At 66.3% G+C, this 13,095-nt stretch carries 12 protein-coding genes; 9 read left to right on the plus strand and 3 right to left on the minus strand.

Going from position 1 to position 13,095, the window contains the following annotated elements; genetic code table 11:
• Window positions 1-32 precede the first annotated feature (32 nt).
• The 3 genes from BKK80_RS08835 to BKK80_RS08845 all read left to right on the plus strand — a co-directional run bounded on the left by BKK80_RS08835 (window position 33) and on the right by BKK80_RS08845 (window position 7,193).
• A complete protein-coding gene (locus BKK80_RS08835) occupies window positions 33-2,603 on the plus strand; it encodes a type IV secretory system conjugative DNA transfer family protein (RefSeq protein ID WP_071069042.1) in 2,571 nt (856 codons plus the stop codon).
• Between the two features lie 130 nt (window positions 2,604-2,733).
• A complete protein-coding gene (gene mobF, locus BKK80_RS08840) occupies window positions 2,734-6,102 on the plus strand; it encodes a MobF family relaxase (protein ID WP_071069044.1) in 3,369 nt (1,122 codons plus the stop codon).
• Window positions 6,103-6,284: 182 nt separating this feature from the next.
• The gene (locus BKK80_RS08845; RefSeq protein ID WP_236903736.1) at window positions 6,285-7,193 is read left to right on the plus strand and encodes a hypothetical protein; all 909 of its coding nucleotides are present in this window, start codon (window positions 6,285-6,287) and stop codon (window positions 7,191-7,193) included.
• 70 nt (window positions 7,194-7,263) lie between these two features.
• Here the strand turns inward: BKK80_RS08845 and BKK80_RS08850 are convergent, their stop codons facing one another.
• Window positions 7,264-7,704, minus strand: a complete 441-nt coding sequence (locus BKK80_RS08850) for a hypothetical protein (RefSeq protein WP_157903184.1) — start codon at window positions 7,702-7,704, stop codon at window positions 7,264-7,266.
• 10 nt (window positions 7,705-7,714) lie between these two features.
• On the minus strand, window positions 7,715-8,413 hold the full coding sequence (gene parA, locus BKK80_RS08855) for a ParA family partition ATPase (protein ID WP_071069048.1): 699 nt from the start codon (window positions 8,411-8,413) through the stop codon (window positions 7,715-7,717).
• A 308-nt stretch (window positions 8,414-8,721) separates the two neighbouring features.
• On the opposite strand from parA, the gene BKK80_RS08860 reads away from it, so the two are divergent.
• Complete coding sequence (locus tag BKK80_RS08860; protein WP_071069050.1) at window positions 8,722-9,297, plus strand: hypothetical protein; 576 nt, start codon at window positions 8,722-8,724, stop codon at window positions 9,295-9,297.
• Between the two features lie 57 nt (window positions 9,298-9,354).
• On the opposite strand, the gene BKK80_RS08865 is transcribed toward BKK80_RS08860, so the two are convergent.
• The gene (locus BKK80_RS08865) at window positions 9,355-9,765 is read right to left on the minus strand and encodes a hypothetical protein (protein WP_071069052.1); all 411 of its coding nucleotides are present in this window, start codon (window positions 9,763-9,765) and stop codon (window positions 9,355-9,357) included.
• A 520-nt stretch (window positions 9,766-10,285) separates the two neighbouring features.
• Here BKK80_RS08865 and BKK80_RS08870 point away from each other — a divergent pair.
• From BKK80_RS08870 to BKK80_RS08890, 5 genes are all read left to right on the plus strand, one after another.
• Window positions 10,286-10,681, plus strand: a complete 396-nt coding sequence (locus BKK80_RS08870) for a hypothetical protein (protein WP_071069054.1) — start codon at window positions 10,286-10,288, stop codon at window positions 10,679-10,681.
• 11 nt (window positions 10,682-10,692) lie between these two features.
• Window positions 10,693-11,451: a hypothetical protein gene (locus BKK80_RS08875; protein WP_071069056.1), complete on the plus strand. Its 759-nt coding sequence runs from the start codon at window positions 10,693-10,695 to the stop codon at window positions 11,449-11,451.
• A gap of 55 nt (window positions 11,452-11,506) precedes the next feature.
• Window positions 11,507-11,761, plus strand: coding sequence for a hypothetical protein (locus BKK80_RS08880; RefSeq protein ID WP_071069058.1), 255 nt, complete (start codon window positions 11,507-11,509; stop codon window positions 11,759-11,761).
• A 572-nt stretch (window positions 11,762-12,333) separates the two neighbouring features.
• Window positions 12,334-12,828 carry a hypothetical protein gene (locus tag BKK80_RS08885; protein ID WP_150728578.1) on the plus strand — a complete coding sequence of 165 codons (495 nt, stop codon included), beginning with the start codon at window positions 12,334-12,336 and terminating at the stop codon, window positions 12,826-12,828.
• Window positions 12,829-12,884: 56 nt separating this feature from the next.
• Window positions 12,885-13,064, plus strand: a complete 180-nt coding sequence (locus BKK80_RS08890; protein WP_071069062.1) for a hypothetical protein — start codon at window positions 12,885-12,887, stop codon at window positions 13,062-13,064.
• Window positions 13,065-13,095 lie beyond the last annotated feature (31 nt).

Genomic DNA, 13,095 nt, shown 5'->3' on the forward strand with positions numbered 1-13,095 from the left:
TGGATCTTCCCATTCGGCAGGAGGACCAGGGCATGGCCAAGATCGTTCACTGGGCGGCGTTCAAGCCGCCGGCCAACCTGGCACCTGACCAGCCGTACCGCCTGATCGGCAGCGCCGTGGTGGGCGGTGCGGTCATCGGGACCGTCGCGTGGGCCGTGGCCGTGGGCGTGGAGTGGTGGGTCGCCAGCAAGACCGGTGCGCTCGGCGGGGTCAGCCACATGCCCCTGTCCAAGCACGCGCTCTACTGGTTTGAAACGTTCCTCCACCGCGAGATGCGCAACCGTCCGTTCGCCGACAACGTGGCGGCTTACCAGTACGGGCTGGACCAGATGAACTGGTGGCTGATCAAAGGCAAGGCCGCCCTGGCGACGGTGCCCGGTGTCGGGGTCGGCGCGTACATCACGTCGAAGATGAACCGCGTCTATTGCAACAGCCGACACCTGTCCGGCATGCAGTTCCACGACGGCAAGGACGCGGTGAAGCTCGCCGAGCAGGCGGTGCTCGAGCTGAACGGTGACCAGGCCCCGTTCCTCCCGTTGCACCCGGAGCTGACCTGGTTGAGCCAACAGGCGTGGAGCACGTCGGCGATCATCATGGGCGCGGCAGGTTCCGGGAAAAGTGCGATTCTGGCCCACCTCACGTACGAGGCATTGGTCCAGAACGTGTTCATGGTCATCATGGACGCCAAGGGCACCCAGAGCCACGTCATCAGGACGATTAACAAGCAGCTCGGGCGGCGGTCGGACAACGTGGCCACCATCAGTCCGTTCTCCGACACCGACGCGGCGTGGGACATTGGGCGGGACCTAGTCCGCGACGAGGACGCCACGGTGTTCGCCAACGCTTACGTCCCACCGTCAAACGATCCCATGTGGTCCGACGGTGCGCGGGGCATCCTGCGAACCATCGTCTTGTCGATGATCGTCGCCTACCGCGAGGCGTGCGCTCGTGCGGAAGCAGCGGGCGTGGAGAAGCCGAAGCCCTGGCACTGGGGCCACCTGGCGTACCGCATCCAGTCGGCGATGAAGGACATTTACACCTGGGCGGCCGAGCACGACCCGGCGACCGCACGGCTGATCGCGGACTACGAGAAGTCCAACACGGTGAAGAGTTTTGAGGTGACGTTCCGCACGTTCAGCCTAGACATCATCAAGCTGGGCAAGGCGTGGGGAGAACCGGCCGACGGCGAACCGAAGCGTCGCCGCGTGTCCCTCCGGCTGTTCGTCGACCGGGTGGCGCGCAACGGTCGCAAGGGCGTTCACCAGATCGTGCTGCGCAACAACCTGGAGTACAAGGCCCTGACCAAGGGCTACCTGCTGGCGATGCACGCGTTCCTGACCGCGAAGATGCTCAGCCTGTCGGACAACCCGACCGATGGCACGGGCCGCACGCTGCTGTTCATGGAGGACGAGTTCACCAGCCAGGGCAAGAAGGAGTCGATTTTCGACGCGCTCGAGCTGGGCCGGTCGAAGGGCATGGTGCACGTCATCGCGGTGCAGACGGAGGACGCTTTGGTCGAACTGTACGGGCAGGAGGGCCGGGGCCGGATCTCGGGCAACACCACGATCAAAATCCTGGGCCGGGCGGCGGCGCCGGAGATGGGGGCGCAGATGGCCGCCAACTTCCCGAAGCGCACGGTGCAGATCACGCACGAGGGGCGGCCCGCGGCGAAGGGCCAGCCGGCGACACCCACCACCTACGAGAGCGTCGAGGTCCCGGTGATCCGTCCGGAGATCCTGTCTTCCACCCGGGACATGGGCAAGCAGCGCGGGTCCTGGCTGGGAGGGCGCAAGGCAGGCATCAAAGCGGTGGTGCGGATCGGATCGGACCTCTACCACTTGCTCTGGCCGTTCATCGACAAGGACAAGATGCCGTCGGCGTCGGACGCGGCCGTTCCTCCGCTGGCCGCCTGGCTGGTGGGCGGGAAGGTCCCGGCGTTGCAGGACTACGCCCCGATGGTGCAGGTCGAGGCGCTGATGGCGCAGCAGGCCGCCACCCAGGCGGAGGCGTCCGCTGTTCCGACCGCCACCGCGAACGACGAGTCCGGTGGCGCTGCCCTGGACGCGATGCTCGCGGAGGGGGCGTCCGCGTCCGAGGAGCCGTCCGCCGAGCACGTGGCACCGACCGCTCCCGCGGCTCCCACACCGTCGAACGACCGCCCGCTGTCCCCGATGGAGCTGTATGAGCTGGAAATGCAGCGCAAGAAGGAACTGGTGGTGGAGACCGTGGAGGTGGACGTCGAGCGCGACAGCGAGGAGTACCAGCACGCCGTGGTCGACGCCGCCAACCTGCAGCGGGAGCAGGAGCGCCGCGGCGACTGGCACGACCCGGGCGAGATCGACGAGTCGACCTCACTGCTGCTCGAGGCGGTGGCCGGCCCGCTGGCGGACGCCATCGTTCCCGGTGGGCACCTGGTGATGGAAGCGTTGAAGATCGCCGAGGGGGCGCAGGCTCCCGCGAAAAACGTGGAGAACGTCATCGACAACCAGACCGGGGAGGTCCGGCAGGTCACCGTGGTGGCGCCGAATAAGCAGATCAGCATTGTTCGGCATGTCACGGCGCGCACGCAGACCCCGGAGAGCGAGCCCGAGCGGTCGCTTTGAGGCGTTGCAAAAAACGCGATCGGGCGGGCTTGACGAGGCCCCGGGACCCGTTAACGTGGACCGTGACCCGACGGTTCGGGGATTCGATCTATCCGTGCCAGGGCACAGGCGTACTATCTAGGAGGGGACCATGCTTACGATGATGGCGCTGAGCCCGAAGGGCCACGACAAGAACGGGAACAACATCGTCAACTACTTCCTGGCGAAGGAAGCCCGTTATTACGTCAACGAGCTGACGGGGAAGATCGAGAACCAGACGAAATGGATCGGCAAGGGCGCAGAGGCCCTGGGGTTGAAGGGCGAGGTCAGCGAGGAGGTTCTGCTCAACCTGCTGAACGGCAAGCTCCCGGACGGGGCGAAGGGTGTGCAGAACATCGGCCGGCCCGGGCGTCGTGCGGCGTTCGACATGTGCGCCACGGCCGAGAAGACCGTGTCCATGCTGATGGCGGACCCGACCAACACCCCGGAAGAGCGGGAAGCGATCATCCAGGCGCACAAGCGCGCTGCGCGGGCCATGATCAAGTTCATCGAATCCGAGCTGTACGCGCGGGTGGGGGCCCAGGGCAACGAGATCGTCCGCAACGTCGGCATGATCGCGGCGGAGGTCACGCATTACACCAACCGCCTGCTGGAGCCCAATCTTCACACGCACTTTATTGTCATGAACATGGTGCACTCGATCGGCCCGGACGGGAAGGAACGGGTGACCACGTTCGAGAACAGCACCCTGATGGCGATCAAGCACGCAGCGGGAGCGATCTACCGGAACCAGCTTGCGCACGAGGTCCAGGAACTGGGCTACCAGATCGACAAGCACATCCAGCTCAACGCGAAGGGGCGCGAGACCGGGGACGTTTTTTTCCGGGTCGCCGGCGTCGACGAGTTCAGCCGCGATGCGCACAGCAAGCGCCGCATGGAGATCCTGGCGTACATGGAGGCCCACCCGGAGGTCACCGAGGACCAGGCCGCGGAGCGGACCAGGAAGGACAAGAACGAGCCCGGCATCGTTGAGCTGCGCCAGATCTGGAAGGAACACTTCGAGGAAGTCCGGCGCAAGGACCCGAACGCCTACCAGTCCGTGGCGGCGTTGAAGGACCCGGCCGTTGTGTCGAACCTGGGCCACAAGGACCTGGAGCCGGTGAAGGGGCAGGAGAAGCAGCAGGACATGGCCCCGAAGTCCGACGACGAGATCCTCAAGACCGTCCACGTCGCGTCGTCCCTGTTCACCCGGTTCGAGCTGATGAAGCAGGTGGCGTTCGAATACGTCGGCCGCCTGGACATGCGCGGGGTGATCGAGAAGACCGAGGCGATCCTCGACGACGTGAAGCGCGTCGTCGCGTTCGAGCACGACCCGAAGACCGGGGTGGCGCGGTACGCGTCCCAGGCGATGATCGACCTGGAAGCGGGCATCATCAAGAAGGCCGCGGCGCGCGCCGACGAGCAGTCCATCCGCTTGACCAAGGAGCAGGTCGACGCGGGCCTGGCGAAGTTCCAGGCGAAGAACCCGCACCTGAAGCTGAACGCCGAGCAGGAGGGCAGCGTCCGCTACATCTGTTCCGACACCGGGGGCAACGCGATCATCTCGGGCCGGGCTGGCACGGGCAAGACCACGTCGTTCATCGCCACCAAAATCACGTGGGAGGAGGCCGGCGGGAAGCTCATCGGCGTGTCCGAATCCTGGAAGGCCGCGAAGAAGCTGCAAAGCGAGAGCGGGGTGGAGAGCTACTCCACCCGTACGACCCTGCACCGGATCAAAAACGGCAAGCTCCCGCTGGACAGCAAGACCATGCTCATCGTGGACGAGGCAGGCATGCAGACCTCCCAGAGCATCGCGGAGCTGCAGAACCTTTGCGATGCGGCCGGCGCGAAGCTGGTGCTGATGGGCGACCACCTGCAGTTGCAGCCGGTGGGCGCCGGGTCGGGCTTCCGGATCATGCAGGCCCGGGTCCAGGACCACGCGCTGAAGGAGATCCGCCGTCAGCGCCAGGAGCGCGACCGCATCACGGCGAACATGCTGTACGACGAGCGCGACGGCCAGAAGATTTTCGAGCGCTACATGGCCAACGGCCACATTCGCACCTCGGAGACCGAAGTGGAAGCCCGGGCCATGTTGGTCAAGGACTATTTCAAGTCCGAGGGCGTCGCCGAGTCCGACACGGTGAAGCTGATGGTGAGCGGTGAGCTGCGCGAGGTCGAAATGGCGGTGCGCGACAAGGTGGTGTTCAGCGCGGGGGACAAGGCGCTGGGCATCAACGCGAACGACATCGGCGTGGTGCGGGCCATGGAGATGAAGGAGGCCGGCGAGGGCTACTTGATCCAGGTGGAGGTGACGCCGGCCGATCTCAACAAGCCGAAGCACACGGTGTCGATCGACACGAGCGTGTTCAACGAGTTCAACCGGGACTACGCGCAGACGTTGGTGATCTGCGGGACCAACCGTGAGGTGCAACAGATGAACGAGGACATTCGCCAGGGATTCAAGGACCGGGGCCTGCTGGGCGACGACCAGCGGGTGCGGCTGATCGTCAACGACGAGTGGCGCCAGGAGATCGTGGCCACCGGTGACAAGGTGCTGTTCACCGAGAAGCACGACGACCTGGGCGTGTCGAACGGCGAGGGCGGGATCGTCACTCAGCTCCGGCCGTCCGACGACAAGAAAAGCCACATCATGACCATCCGGCTGGTCTCCGAGATCCCGGAGCAGAACGGGCGCTACGTGTCGTTCGACACGAAGGATTGCCCGGACGTCATGCTGGCCTACGCGGGCACCGTCCACAAGAGCCAAGGCCAAAGCATCGACAAGACCCTGCACTACGTGGGTCCGGGCGGTGTGCACATGGTCAACAACCAGTCGGCGCTGGTGGCGATGACCCGGATGAAGGACGAGTACGGCATCTACGGCGTGGACGAGGACCTGCTCGGGCGGATCGACGAGGACGGCACCCGGCGCGGTGGCATCGCCCAGGCCCTGACGGAGCAGGCCCTGAACGTCACCACCATGGACGTTCAGCGGATCACCCGCGAGGAAGCGAAAGAGATCCGTCCGCAGCAGCGCGGGGCGGCCCGTCGTTTGGAACCGATCAAGGCACCGCCGGAGCTGGCCGAGACCCGGGCGGAGGAGCGCGAGTCGATCAAGGCGCGCAGCATCGCCCAGGCGGCGGAGAGCGAGGAGGCATCCCGCCAGCGCCTGGCCAGCGGGGCGACCACCGTGGACCTGCGCACGCGCGAGGCGGCGAACGAGCGGGAGGCGTCGACCGTCCAGACGAAGAGCCAGTTCGCGACGGCCCTGCCGGAACTCACGGCTCACCGTGCCAAGGTACGGGCGGCGCACGAAGCACGGCAGAAGGCCGAGGCCCAGGCGTTGGCGAAGCGCGAGGCGGAGCAGCAGGCCTTGGCCGTGGCGCAGAAGACGGAGCAGGCGCGCAAGCTGGAGGCCGAACGGGTGCTGCGCTTGCAGCGCGAGCGCGAGGCCGAGGTGTTCTACGGTCGCAGCCGGTAAGAGGGAACAGGAGGCCCGGGATACCGGGCCTTCTTGGTACAACCACCCCAGCGTTCCCCTTTGATGACCCTTCAATAGAGTTCGTGCGGTTAAACTGACCAACGTGGGCTCCCGCGTCGCGGGCGAACCGTCAAGATGCACCTGAACGATGTACTGTATGGCGCAGGGGCGCCAAGGGGAACGTGTTGATCACCATCAATACCGACAAGCAGCTCGTTCGTGTCGACACCTGGGACGAGATCAGTGAGCGGGCCGGTTTCACAAACGATCTTGATCCGAAGCAGCACGAGCTGAAAGCGATCATCGGGCGGTATGCGTTTCGGGACAAACTTCGGTGTGGGTTGTCGAGCTGCCACACGCCGCACAACCGCGGCTACATCGTGGTGACGAAGAGCGGACTCGAGACGAACATCGGCAAGGATTGCGGAAAGACCCACTTCGGTGTGGACTTCAGCGACATGTCGCGTCAGTTTGAGCGCGACGTGACCGAGAAGGAGAACCGCGAAACGCTCTGGAGCTTCCATTTCCGTCTCGACGATCTGACGCAAGCGATCGACGGGATCCGGAAGGGCGACCGGGGCGCGGATTGGCTGTACAAGCGCTCACGACCCCTGGTCGAACTGAACCGGGGGTGTCCGGCGGCGATCGTCCGCCGTGTGGGGGACATGATCAAAACGGGTAGCAGCTTGGTCGTGGTCCCGCGAGAGGCCACGAAAGCGGAGACCGATGCGGAAGAGGCTCGTACGGGTCGACGGGTACCGCGTCCGCACTACATCGACGAGCCCGTCGGGCAAATCGGGCATCTGGACGCGTTGTACCGAGAAAACGATGTCCGCGAGATCTTGGTGCTCGACCTGGAAGCGCGGTGCAAGGCACTCGCCGATCTCGACATCGACACCATGACCTATGAACAGTTGGCGAAATGGGTCAAGTGGACGGGCACGGTTGAAGAGAAGCTCCAACGGGCGCAGAACGCCGTGGAGTCCGGCCGCCAGTTGCTCACCCAGCGCAACTTGTCGTGCCTGTCGCGCATCCTCACGGACCCCGTGGATGCCGACGCGTTTGGGGAGTACCTGGCAACGCTCGACTAACCTCTTCGATGAGGCGTGGCTCGTGCAAAAGGCCCGGTTCATCCGGGCCTTTGTCATACAGCGGTGCGCGTCAGCGTCGGCGCGCGCTGGCCATGAGGCGCTCGATCAGGCCCACGGCCACGTCGGTGAGACGGTACCCGTCGGCGCTGACCCGTGCCTTGACCTGGCGGTACAGCGGCGTGGGCAGGTCCAGGCTCAGGCGTTCCCGATCGTCAGCGGGCGCGACCGGCGCGACGGCCACGGTCACCGTCCCGGCCAGCCAGTCCTCCAGCAGACCGCGCAGCAGGGTGGTGAGCGTCGACCCGGAGGCTTCCGCCCTGGCTTCGAGGAACCGTTTGTGCGCGAGCGGCAGGCGTACGTGGAATCGCGTGCTGCCCGCGGCGTTGTTCCCCTTGCGTTGCGCCTCCGGGGTGCGGACCAGGCGCAACGCGGGCGGGGGCACCACAACGGCCGGCTTCTCGTCCTGGGCTTTGCGGGCGCTGGGGCGTTGAAACGAAAGCGTCGTCTTCACAGGCACCCCCTCACGCTGCGGCGCGGTCGGCGGCGTGGCACGTCGCCAGCATCGCCAGGACCTCGCGCGCCACGCCCCGCATTTCGGCCTGGGCCTGCGCGTCCGAGTGCTGGAACACCGTCACCCCGTTGGCCGCCGCTTCGACGTAGCTCTTGCGGGCGTGCATCACGGTGTCCAGCACCGGGATCCCCGTTTCCAGCAACGCTTCCCGGGTCAGGCGGGCCAGGCGCGAGCGCGGCGACGCCTGGGTGATCAGGAACGCGGCTTTCGTGCGCCCGTCCGTGATGTCCATCCGGGTGCGCACCATGTCGACCAGCTTGGCGTTGGCCCACATGTCGAACGCCGACGGCTGGATGGGCAGCAGCACGAAATCGGCGGCACGCACCGCGGCGATCGTCCCCGGGTTCGAGGCTTCGATCCCCGGGCAGTCGAACACCCGCAGGTCGCGCGGCTCCCGCACCGTCGCCAGGAACTGGTCGAGTGTGGGGCGCGGGCACGCCAGCACCGGGAACGGACGGGCACCGTCGCCGGCGGCCTCGTGCCATTCGCTCGCGGACATCTGGGGGTCCAGGTCGAAAAGCTGGGCGTCGTACCCCGGGCCCAGCTCCACGCCCAGCTCCTGGGCGATGGCGTCCGGCAGGTTCACGCATGTGGTGGTCTTGCTCGTACCGCCCTTGGTGCTGCACGCAACGATGGTGATCGGCTTCATGAGGGTGTCCTTTTTCTAGGTGTGCCGTGGCACGGCTTGTCGGGTAATGACCGTGCAGTGGCACGGATGACTGGCATGTAACCACGGGTACCGATATGATGTCAACATGTGCCGTGGCACGTCTTAATGATCGCTAGAATCCTTGAGGGGAAAGGCTTCCAGCGAAATCAGGCGTTGGGTCACGTGTACATGGGCGGGCGAGCCCACCGGCGCGCGATGATGGCCGAAGGCGGGGTGCTGGTGGGTTGCCCGAGGTTTTGACGCCACGCGACGGTGGGACCGTCATCGTTACGTTTGCAAAACCGGATTTGTGTGCAATCCTGGAAAAACGCTCGGCCCTGGGCCGGCTCAACCACGACCTGTTGGAGGTATTTGAAATGTCGCGCTTATCGTTGTCGCGTGTGTTTGTTCTTCCCCCGGACCTGGCGCTCGAAGACCTGAACGGTCGGACGCTCGACCAGTGGGACCGGTACGGCGTCCTGGGCTGGGACGATGGCTGCGCGTCGTACTTCCTGACGCTGCAACCCCGTGGCCACGACATGCCCGTGTGGTCGTTCGGCGACCGGGCGGCGGAGTTCGGCTCGCCCTGGGTCCTGCAACAGGTCCTGCGAGTGCTGTTCAACGTCGACCAGGCGGGCGTGGAGAAGGGCTGGTTCGCGTTCAAGCCCGGCATGGCGGAGCGCCTGGCGAACGATCGGGACACGTATTTCGACCGGCACCCGGTGGCGGAGAACGCACGGGAAGCAGCGGACGACCTGCTCCGATCGTTCCACGAGGAGGACGCGTCGTATCAGCCGTACGCGGCGCCACTGCCCTTGGACGAGGCGTGGCTGCTGGCGCACGCCCTGGTCGAACCGGTACCGCGCCAGGCGGTCCCGGCATGACGGCGCGCTGGGAGGAGGGCGCACCAAGAAGAAAGCGGGCCGTGGCCCGCTTTTTCGTTACTGGTGCTCGGCGTTCCAGCGCTGGATCAGCGCCGAGGTGATCTCGATCATCGAGCAATCGAGCTTCACGCATTGCAGCTTGAACCGCTTGTACACCTTCTCGGGCAGGTCCGCCACGAACCGCACGCCCACCTTCGCGTTGTTCGGCTTGGGCTGACGACCGGGCCAGTCGTCCCGCGGCGTTTTGAAGTCCGGCAGCTCGACCACCTCCAGCTCGAACGCGCCCGACAGCCACCGCTCGACTTCCCGGGTGAAGGTCTCGGTCATTTGCAGACCGTTCTGCGCGGTCAGGTGCGCGAACGTGTCCTTGTCCTTCTTCCAGAGGTAGCCGTGGACACGTTTGACGGGGATGGGATGGCCCCGTGGTGCACGGGTCCGTTTCACAGCCCCTTCGTCGGCCAGGTCCATCACGTCCGTTGTCGTCGCCATCCCTTGAAATCCCGTTGATGCTGAAAGCCCGAGCTTCTCAAGATTCGCCCGGGCGTGCAAGCACTTCTTACGTGCCGTGGCACACCTTGGGCACGCTGACCCACCGGCAACCCCAAGGCGGGTCCAGCCGGGCACCTCATGGGCTCCCGGTGGCCTGGATCCGTGCCACAGCACGGGTGACCCCCACCCCGAACGTCTGAACCTCGAACGGCTGAACGTCCCGCGGCGTTGCTCGCCGCGCCGTGCCGGTCTCCCCCGTGGGCGCGTGGTCCACACCTTTCCGTGGTCGCTGCCCGGTCCGCCTTAACCCGACGTCTAGCCCAACACTGTGCCCCTGGTGGGGCAATGGTGCGCTCCGCTGATCGGTCCTCACCCGGTCCTTCACCCCTTCGTGGTTCAGGCGTGCGGCTTCCGGCGATCCCATGGCCCCGGGTCCCGGCAGGGCTTCTCCGACGTCAGGCGGCTCCAGACAGCAGAAACCCACGGAAAGGACACAGCCATGACCACGACGAACCCACAGACCGGCACGAGCAGCGCAAACCGCGACGGTTCCTTCGCCTCCCAGGCTCACCAAACAGCAGGTGTAACGGCACCGGCCCAACCGTTCAAGAACGAGTGCTACGCCACCGAGGTGATCAACGGCACCCCCGAGCGTTTCGACGCGATCGAGATTCAGGGCGTCCGCGAGGAGATCGACCTGATCGACCCGGCGAAGAGCTGCTGCGAGGTGGACAACCAGAACCCGCAGTTTTTCTCCGTCTACCTGCACGAGGTGGAGGGCGGCGTGGCGGGCGTGGCGGACCTTGCGACGCATGAGCTGGCCGTGGCCTACGCCGAGCAACTGGCGGGTCGCTACGACTGGGCGATCTACGACTACTACCTGACCAACGTTTAAGGACCACGACCATGACGACGACCACCATCTCCGGCATCTCCGCACCCCGCGCCCGTGGTTGGGTGCACGACGGCGAGGTCCGCGAACTGGCGATCGACGGGACCACGTACCGCTTCCGGCTCAACGTCGAAACCGACGACGACAAGGGCGCCCCGTGGGACGAGGAGGACGGCCACGGCCCGGTGAGCGACTGGACCACGCGCGACAAGCGCCCGGGCGAGTGGGTCCTTTCGAGCGACCACGGCAGCAAGCGGTTCTACGACGTGGCCGAGGCCAACCGCATCGCGAAGCGTGACGGCTGGGGCTTGTCCGACGCGCAGCGTCAGGCGTTGATCGCCCGGCTGGCGAAGGACCGCGTGGTGCGCCGCCCCGTGGGCAATGCGACCGTGTCCCACCGTTTCGGCGGGCTGATGCAGGAGCACCGCCGCGCGACGGAGACCGTGACCATCCCTGGGCGTGACCCGAGCAAACCCCTGACCGAGGGCGAGTTGCGCGCCGAGGCGGTGCGTCTGGACTTCGAGCACCTGCGCCGCTGGGCCGCCGACCAGTGGCACTGGGTGGGCGTGGTCGTGACTCTGCTGGGCGAGGACGAGGACATGGACGACCTCGTGGCGAACGATTACGGGCACGCGTTGTGGGGCATCGACAGCGACAGCGACGGGTACCTCGAGGGCGTGGCCATGGATCTGATGGCGGAGGCCGCCAACGAGGCGCACCGCGAGACCCTGGAAGCGGCGCACTGGGCGTCGCGCGACGTCGAAACCCACTGATTCACCCGGATCCGTGCCACGGCACGGGTCCACCCCATCAAAAACGGAGAACACGATGGCACGCAAGAACGCACGCACCGTCCGGACCCAGGCCCTGGTCGACGGGTTCCGCGGCAACGACAACGAGTTTTCCATGCTCAAGGGGGTGCTGTGCATGGCCCACGGCTGGAGCTACCCCGACAACCAACGGCTGGGCGTGCTGATCGACAGCTCGCTGATCGCTCAGCGGATGGACGAGATCAACAACGAAGCCCGGGCCCGCATGCTCGCCGAGCTGGACGCGATGAAGCGGGGCGAGTCGACGACCTGACGGGCGGGGTGCCCCGCGAGGGCGGGGCTGCAAAACGGCGCGGGCAGGCGATTCGGCCACTGATCGCTATCGACGCCACTACGGTGCTGCTGACGCTCAACCGCCGGAGCCCGCGGGACCACGACCGGCCGGGATGGCCTGGCAGGGCGTGAAAAGCGGCGCTCGAACCGTCCAGCGCGGAGGGCCGCTCCGAGCGTTGGGCGAAGCATCCAGCAGGTGCTCCGCTGACGGCAACGACCACGGCACTCGACCGTAGGGCGGCCGAGCATCGACGGGCGGGTTGCCCGTCGGCGGTGGTGTCAAGCGTGGCGCGGTGATCCCTGGGCTCAGGGGTGGTTGAAAACGTTCGTTGCTCCCCGGTCCGCCTTTCACCGACGCATAGGCCAAACCGTCCCACTGGTGGGGCAAGGGTGCTGCGCAGCGTTGCCACGTTCCTCTCCCGTTCCCCTTGTTCCTCGGCGCGTGCGGCATCCGGGCGTGCCCTGGCCCCGTGGTCCTGTTCGTCCTCTTTATGCGTCAAGGCGGCTCCGAAGAGCAAACGAACTCAACCCACCCTGAGAAGGAGAAACACCATGGCTCACCTTACCGACACCACCGCACAAGCCAAACCGCGCCGTTCCTCGCGCCCCAAGGCTTCCCAAGAGCAAGTTTCCAACGTCAACAACCAGGAGGGGACCATGACGACCAGCACCGCAGCAGCACCGGCAGCAGATGCCACCTTCGCCGACGTGGCGGACGCCACCAGCAACACCGGTACGGCAGAGGGCACCACGGCAGCAGCACCCGCACCGGCGGGCAAGGCTCCCGAAGCGGACAAGCCGAAGGTCCACTACCTGCGCGTGTTCGTGCTGGCCACCACGGCCGCCGGCACCCACGAGTTCTTCACCACCATCGTCGGCGCGACCGACGAGGAGATCGCGGGCAAGAAGCACCTGAGCAAGGCCACCCGCAAGGCGATGGTCGAGGGGTATCGCTGGCCGATGACCCCGTTCGACGAGCGGAGCGCAGCAGCGCGTCAGCTCGACGTGATGGCAGGCCGTCAGGCGGATGCGATGGCCCGCGCGTAAGGCGTCCCCGGCGGGGTGGTGACACCCCGCTGGACCTTTCCACCGAGGAGATCGCGATGACCCGGAACGACTACAAGAAGGCCCGACGACTGCTGCGCGACAACGGGCGGTACGCGCTGCGCTGGCTCCCGGCCGACGTGGCGGCGGTGATGGACCGCCTGATGTTCACGAAGACCCGCGATCCGCTGGCGGACCGGGCGTTCATGAAGGACTACGACCGCCGGCTGGCGGGCTGACCAACACGGGACCCGCACGCTACGGTTTGCC

Source organism: Cupriavidus malaysiensis (assembly GCF_001854325.1).
Lineage (GTDB): Bacteria > Pseudomonadota > Gammaproteobacteria > Burkholderiales > Burkholderiaceae > Cupriavidus > Cupriavidus malaysiensis.

What these genes read in the sequence shown, in the direction of transcription:
- BKK80_RS08835 (WP_071069042.1), top strand. Translation starts at nt 33, where the DNA reads ATGGCCAAGATCGTTCACTGGGCGGCGTTCAAGCCGCCGGCCAACCTG.
- mobF (WP_071069044.1), top strand. Translation starts at nt 2,734, where the DNA reads ATGCTTACGATGATGGCGCTGAGCCCGAAGGGCCACGACAAGAACGGG.
- parA (WP_071069048.1), bottom strand. Translation starts at nt 8,413, where the DNA reads ATGAAGCCGATCACCATCGTTGCGTGCAGCACCAAGGGCGGTACGAGC.
- BKK80_RS08865 (WP_071069052.1), bottom strand. Translation starts at nt 9,765, where the DNA reads ATGGACCTGGCCGACGAAGGGGCTGTGAAACGGACCCGTGCACCACGG.
- BKK80_RS08870 (WP_071069054.1), top strand. Translation starts at nt 10,286, where the DNA reads ATGACCACGACGAACCCACAGACCGGCACGAGCAGCGCAAACCGCGAC.
- BKK80_RS08875 (WP_071069056.1), top strand. Translation starts at nt 10,693, where the DNA reads ATGACGACGACCACCATCTCCGGCATCTCCGCACCCCGCGCCCGTGGT.
- BKK80_RS08880 (WP_071069058.1), top strand. Translation starts at nt 11,507, where the DNA reads ATGGCACGCAAGAACGCACGCACCGTCCGGACCCAGGCCCTGGTCGAC.
- BKK80_RS08885 (WP_150728578.1), top strand. Translation starts at nt 12,334, where the DNA reads ATGGCTCACCTTACCGACACCACCGCACAAGCCAAACCGCGCCGTTCC.
- BKK80_RS08890 (WP_071069062.1), top strand. Translation starts at nt 12,885, where the DNA reads ATGACCCGGAACGACTACAAGAAGGCCCGACGACTGCTGCGCGACAAC.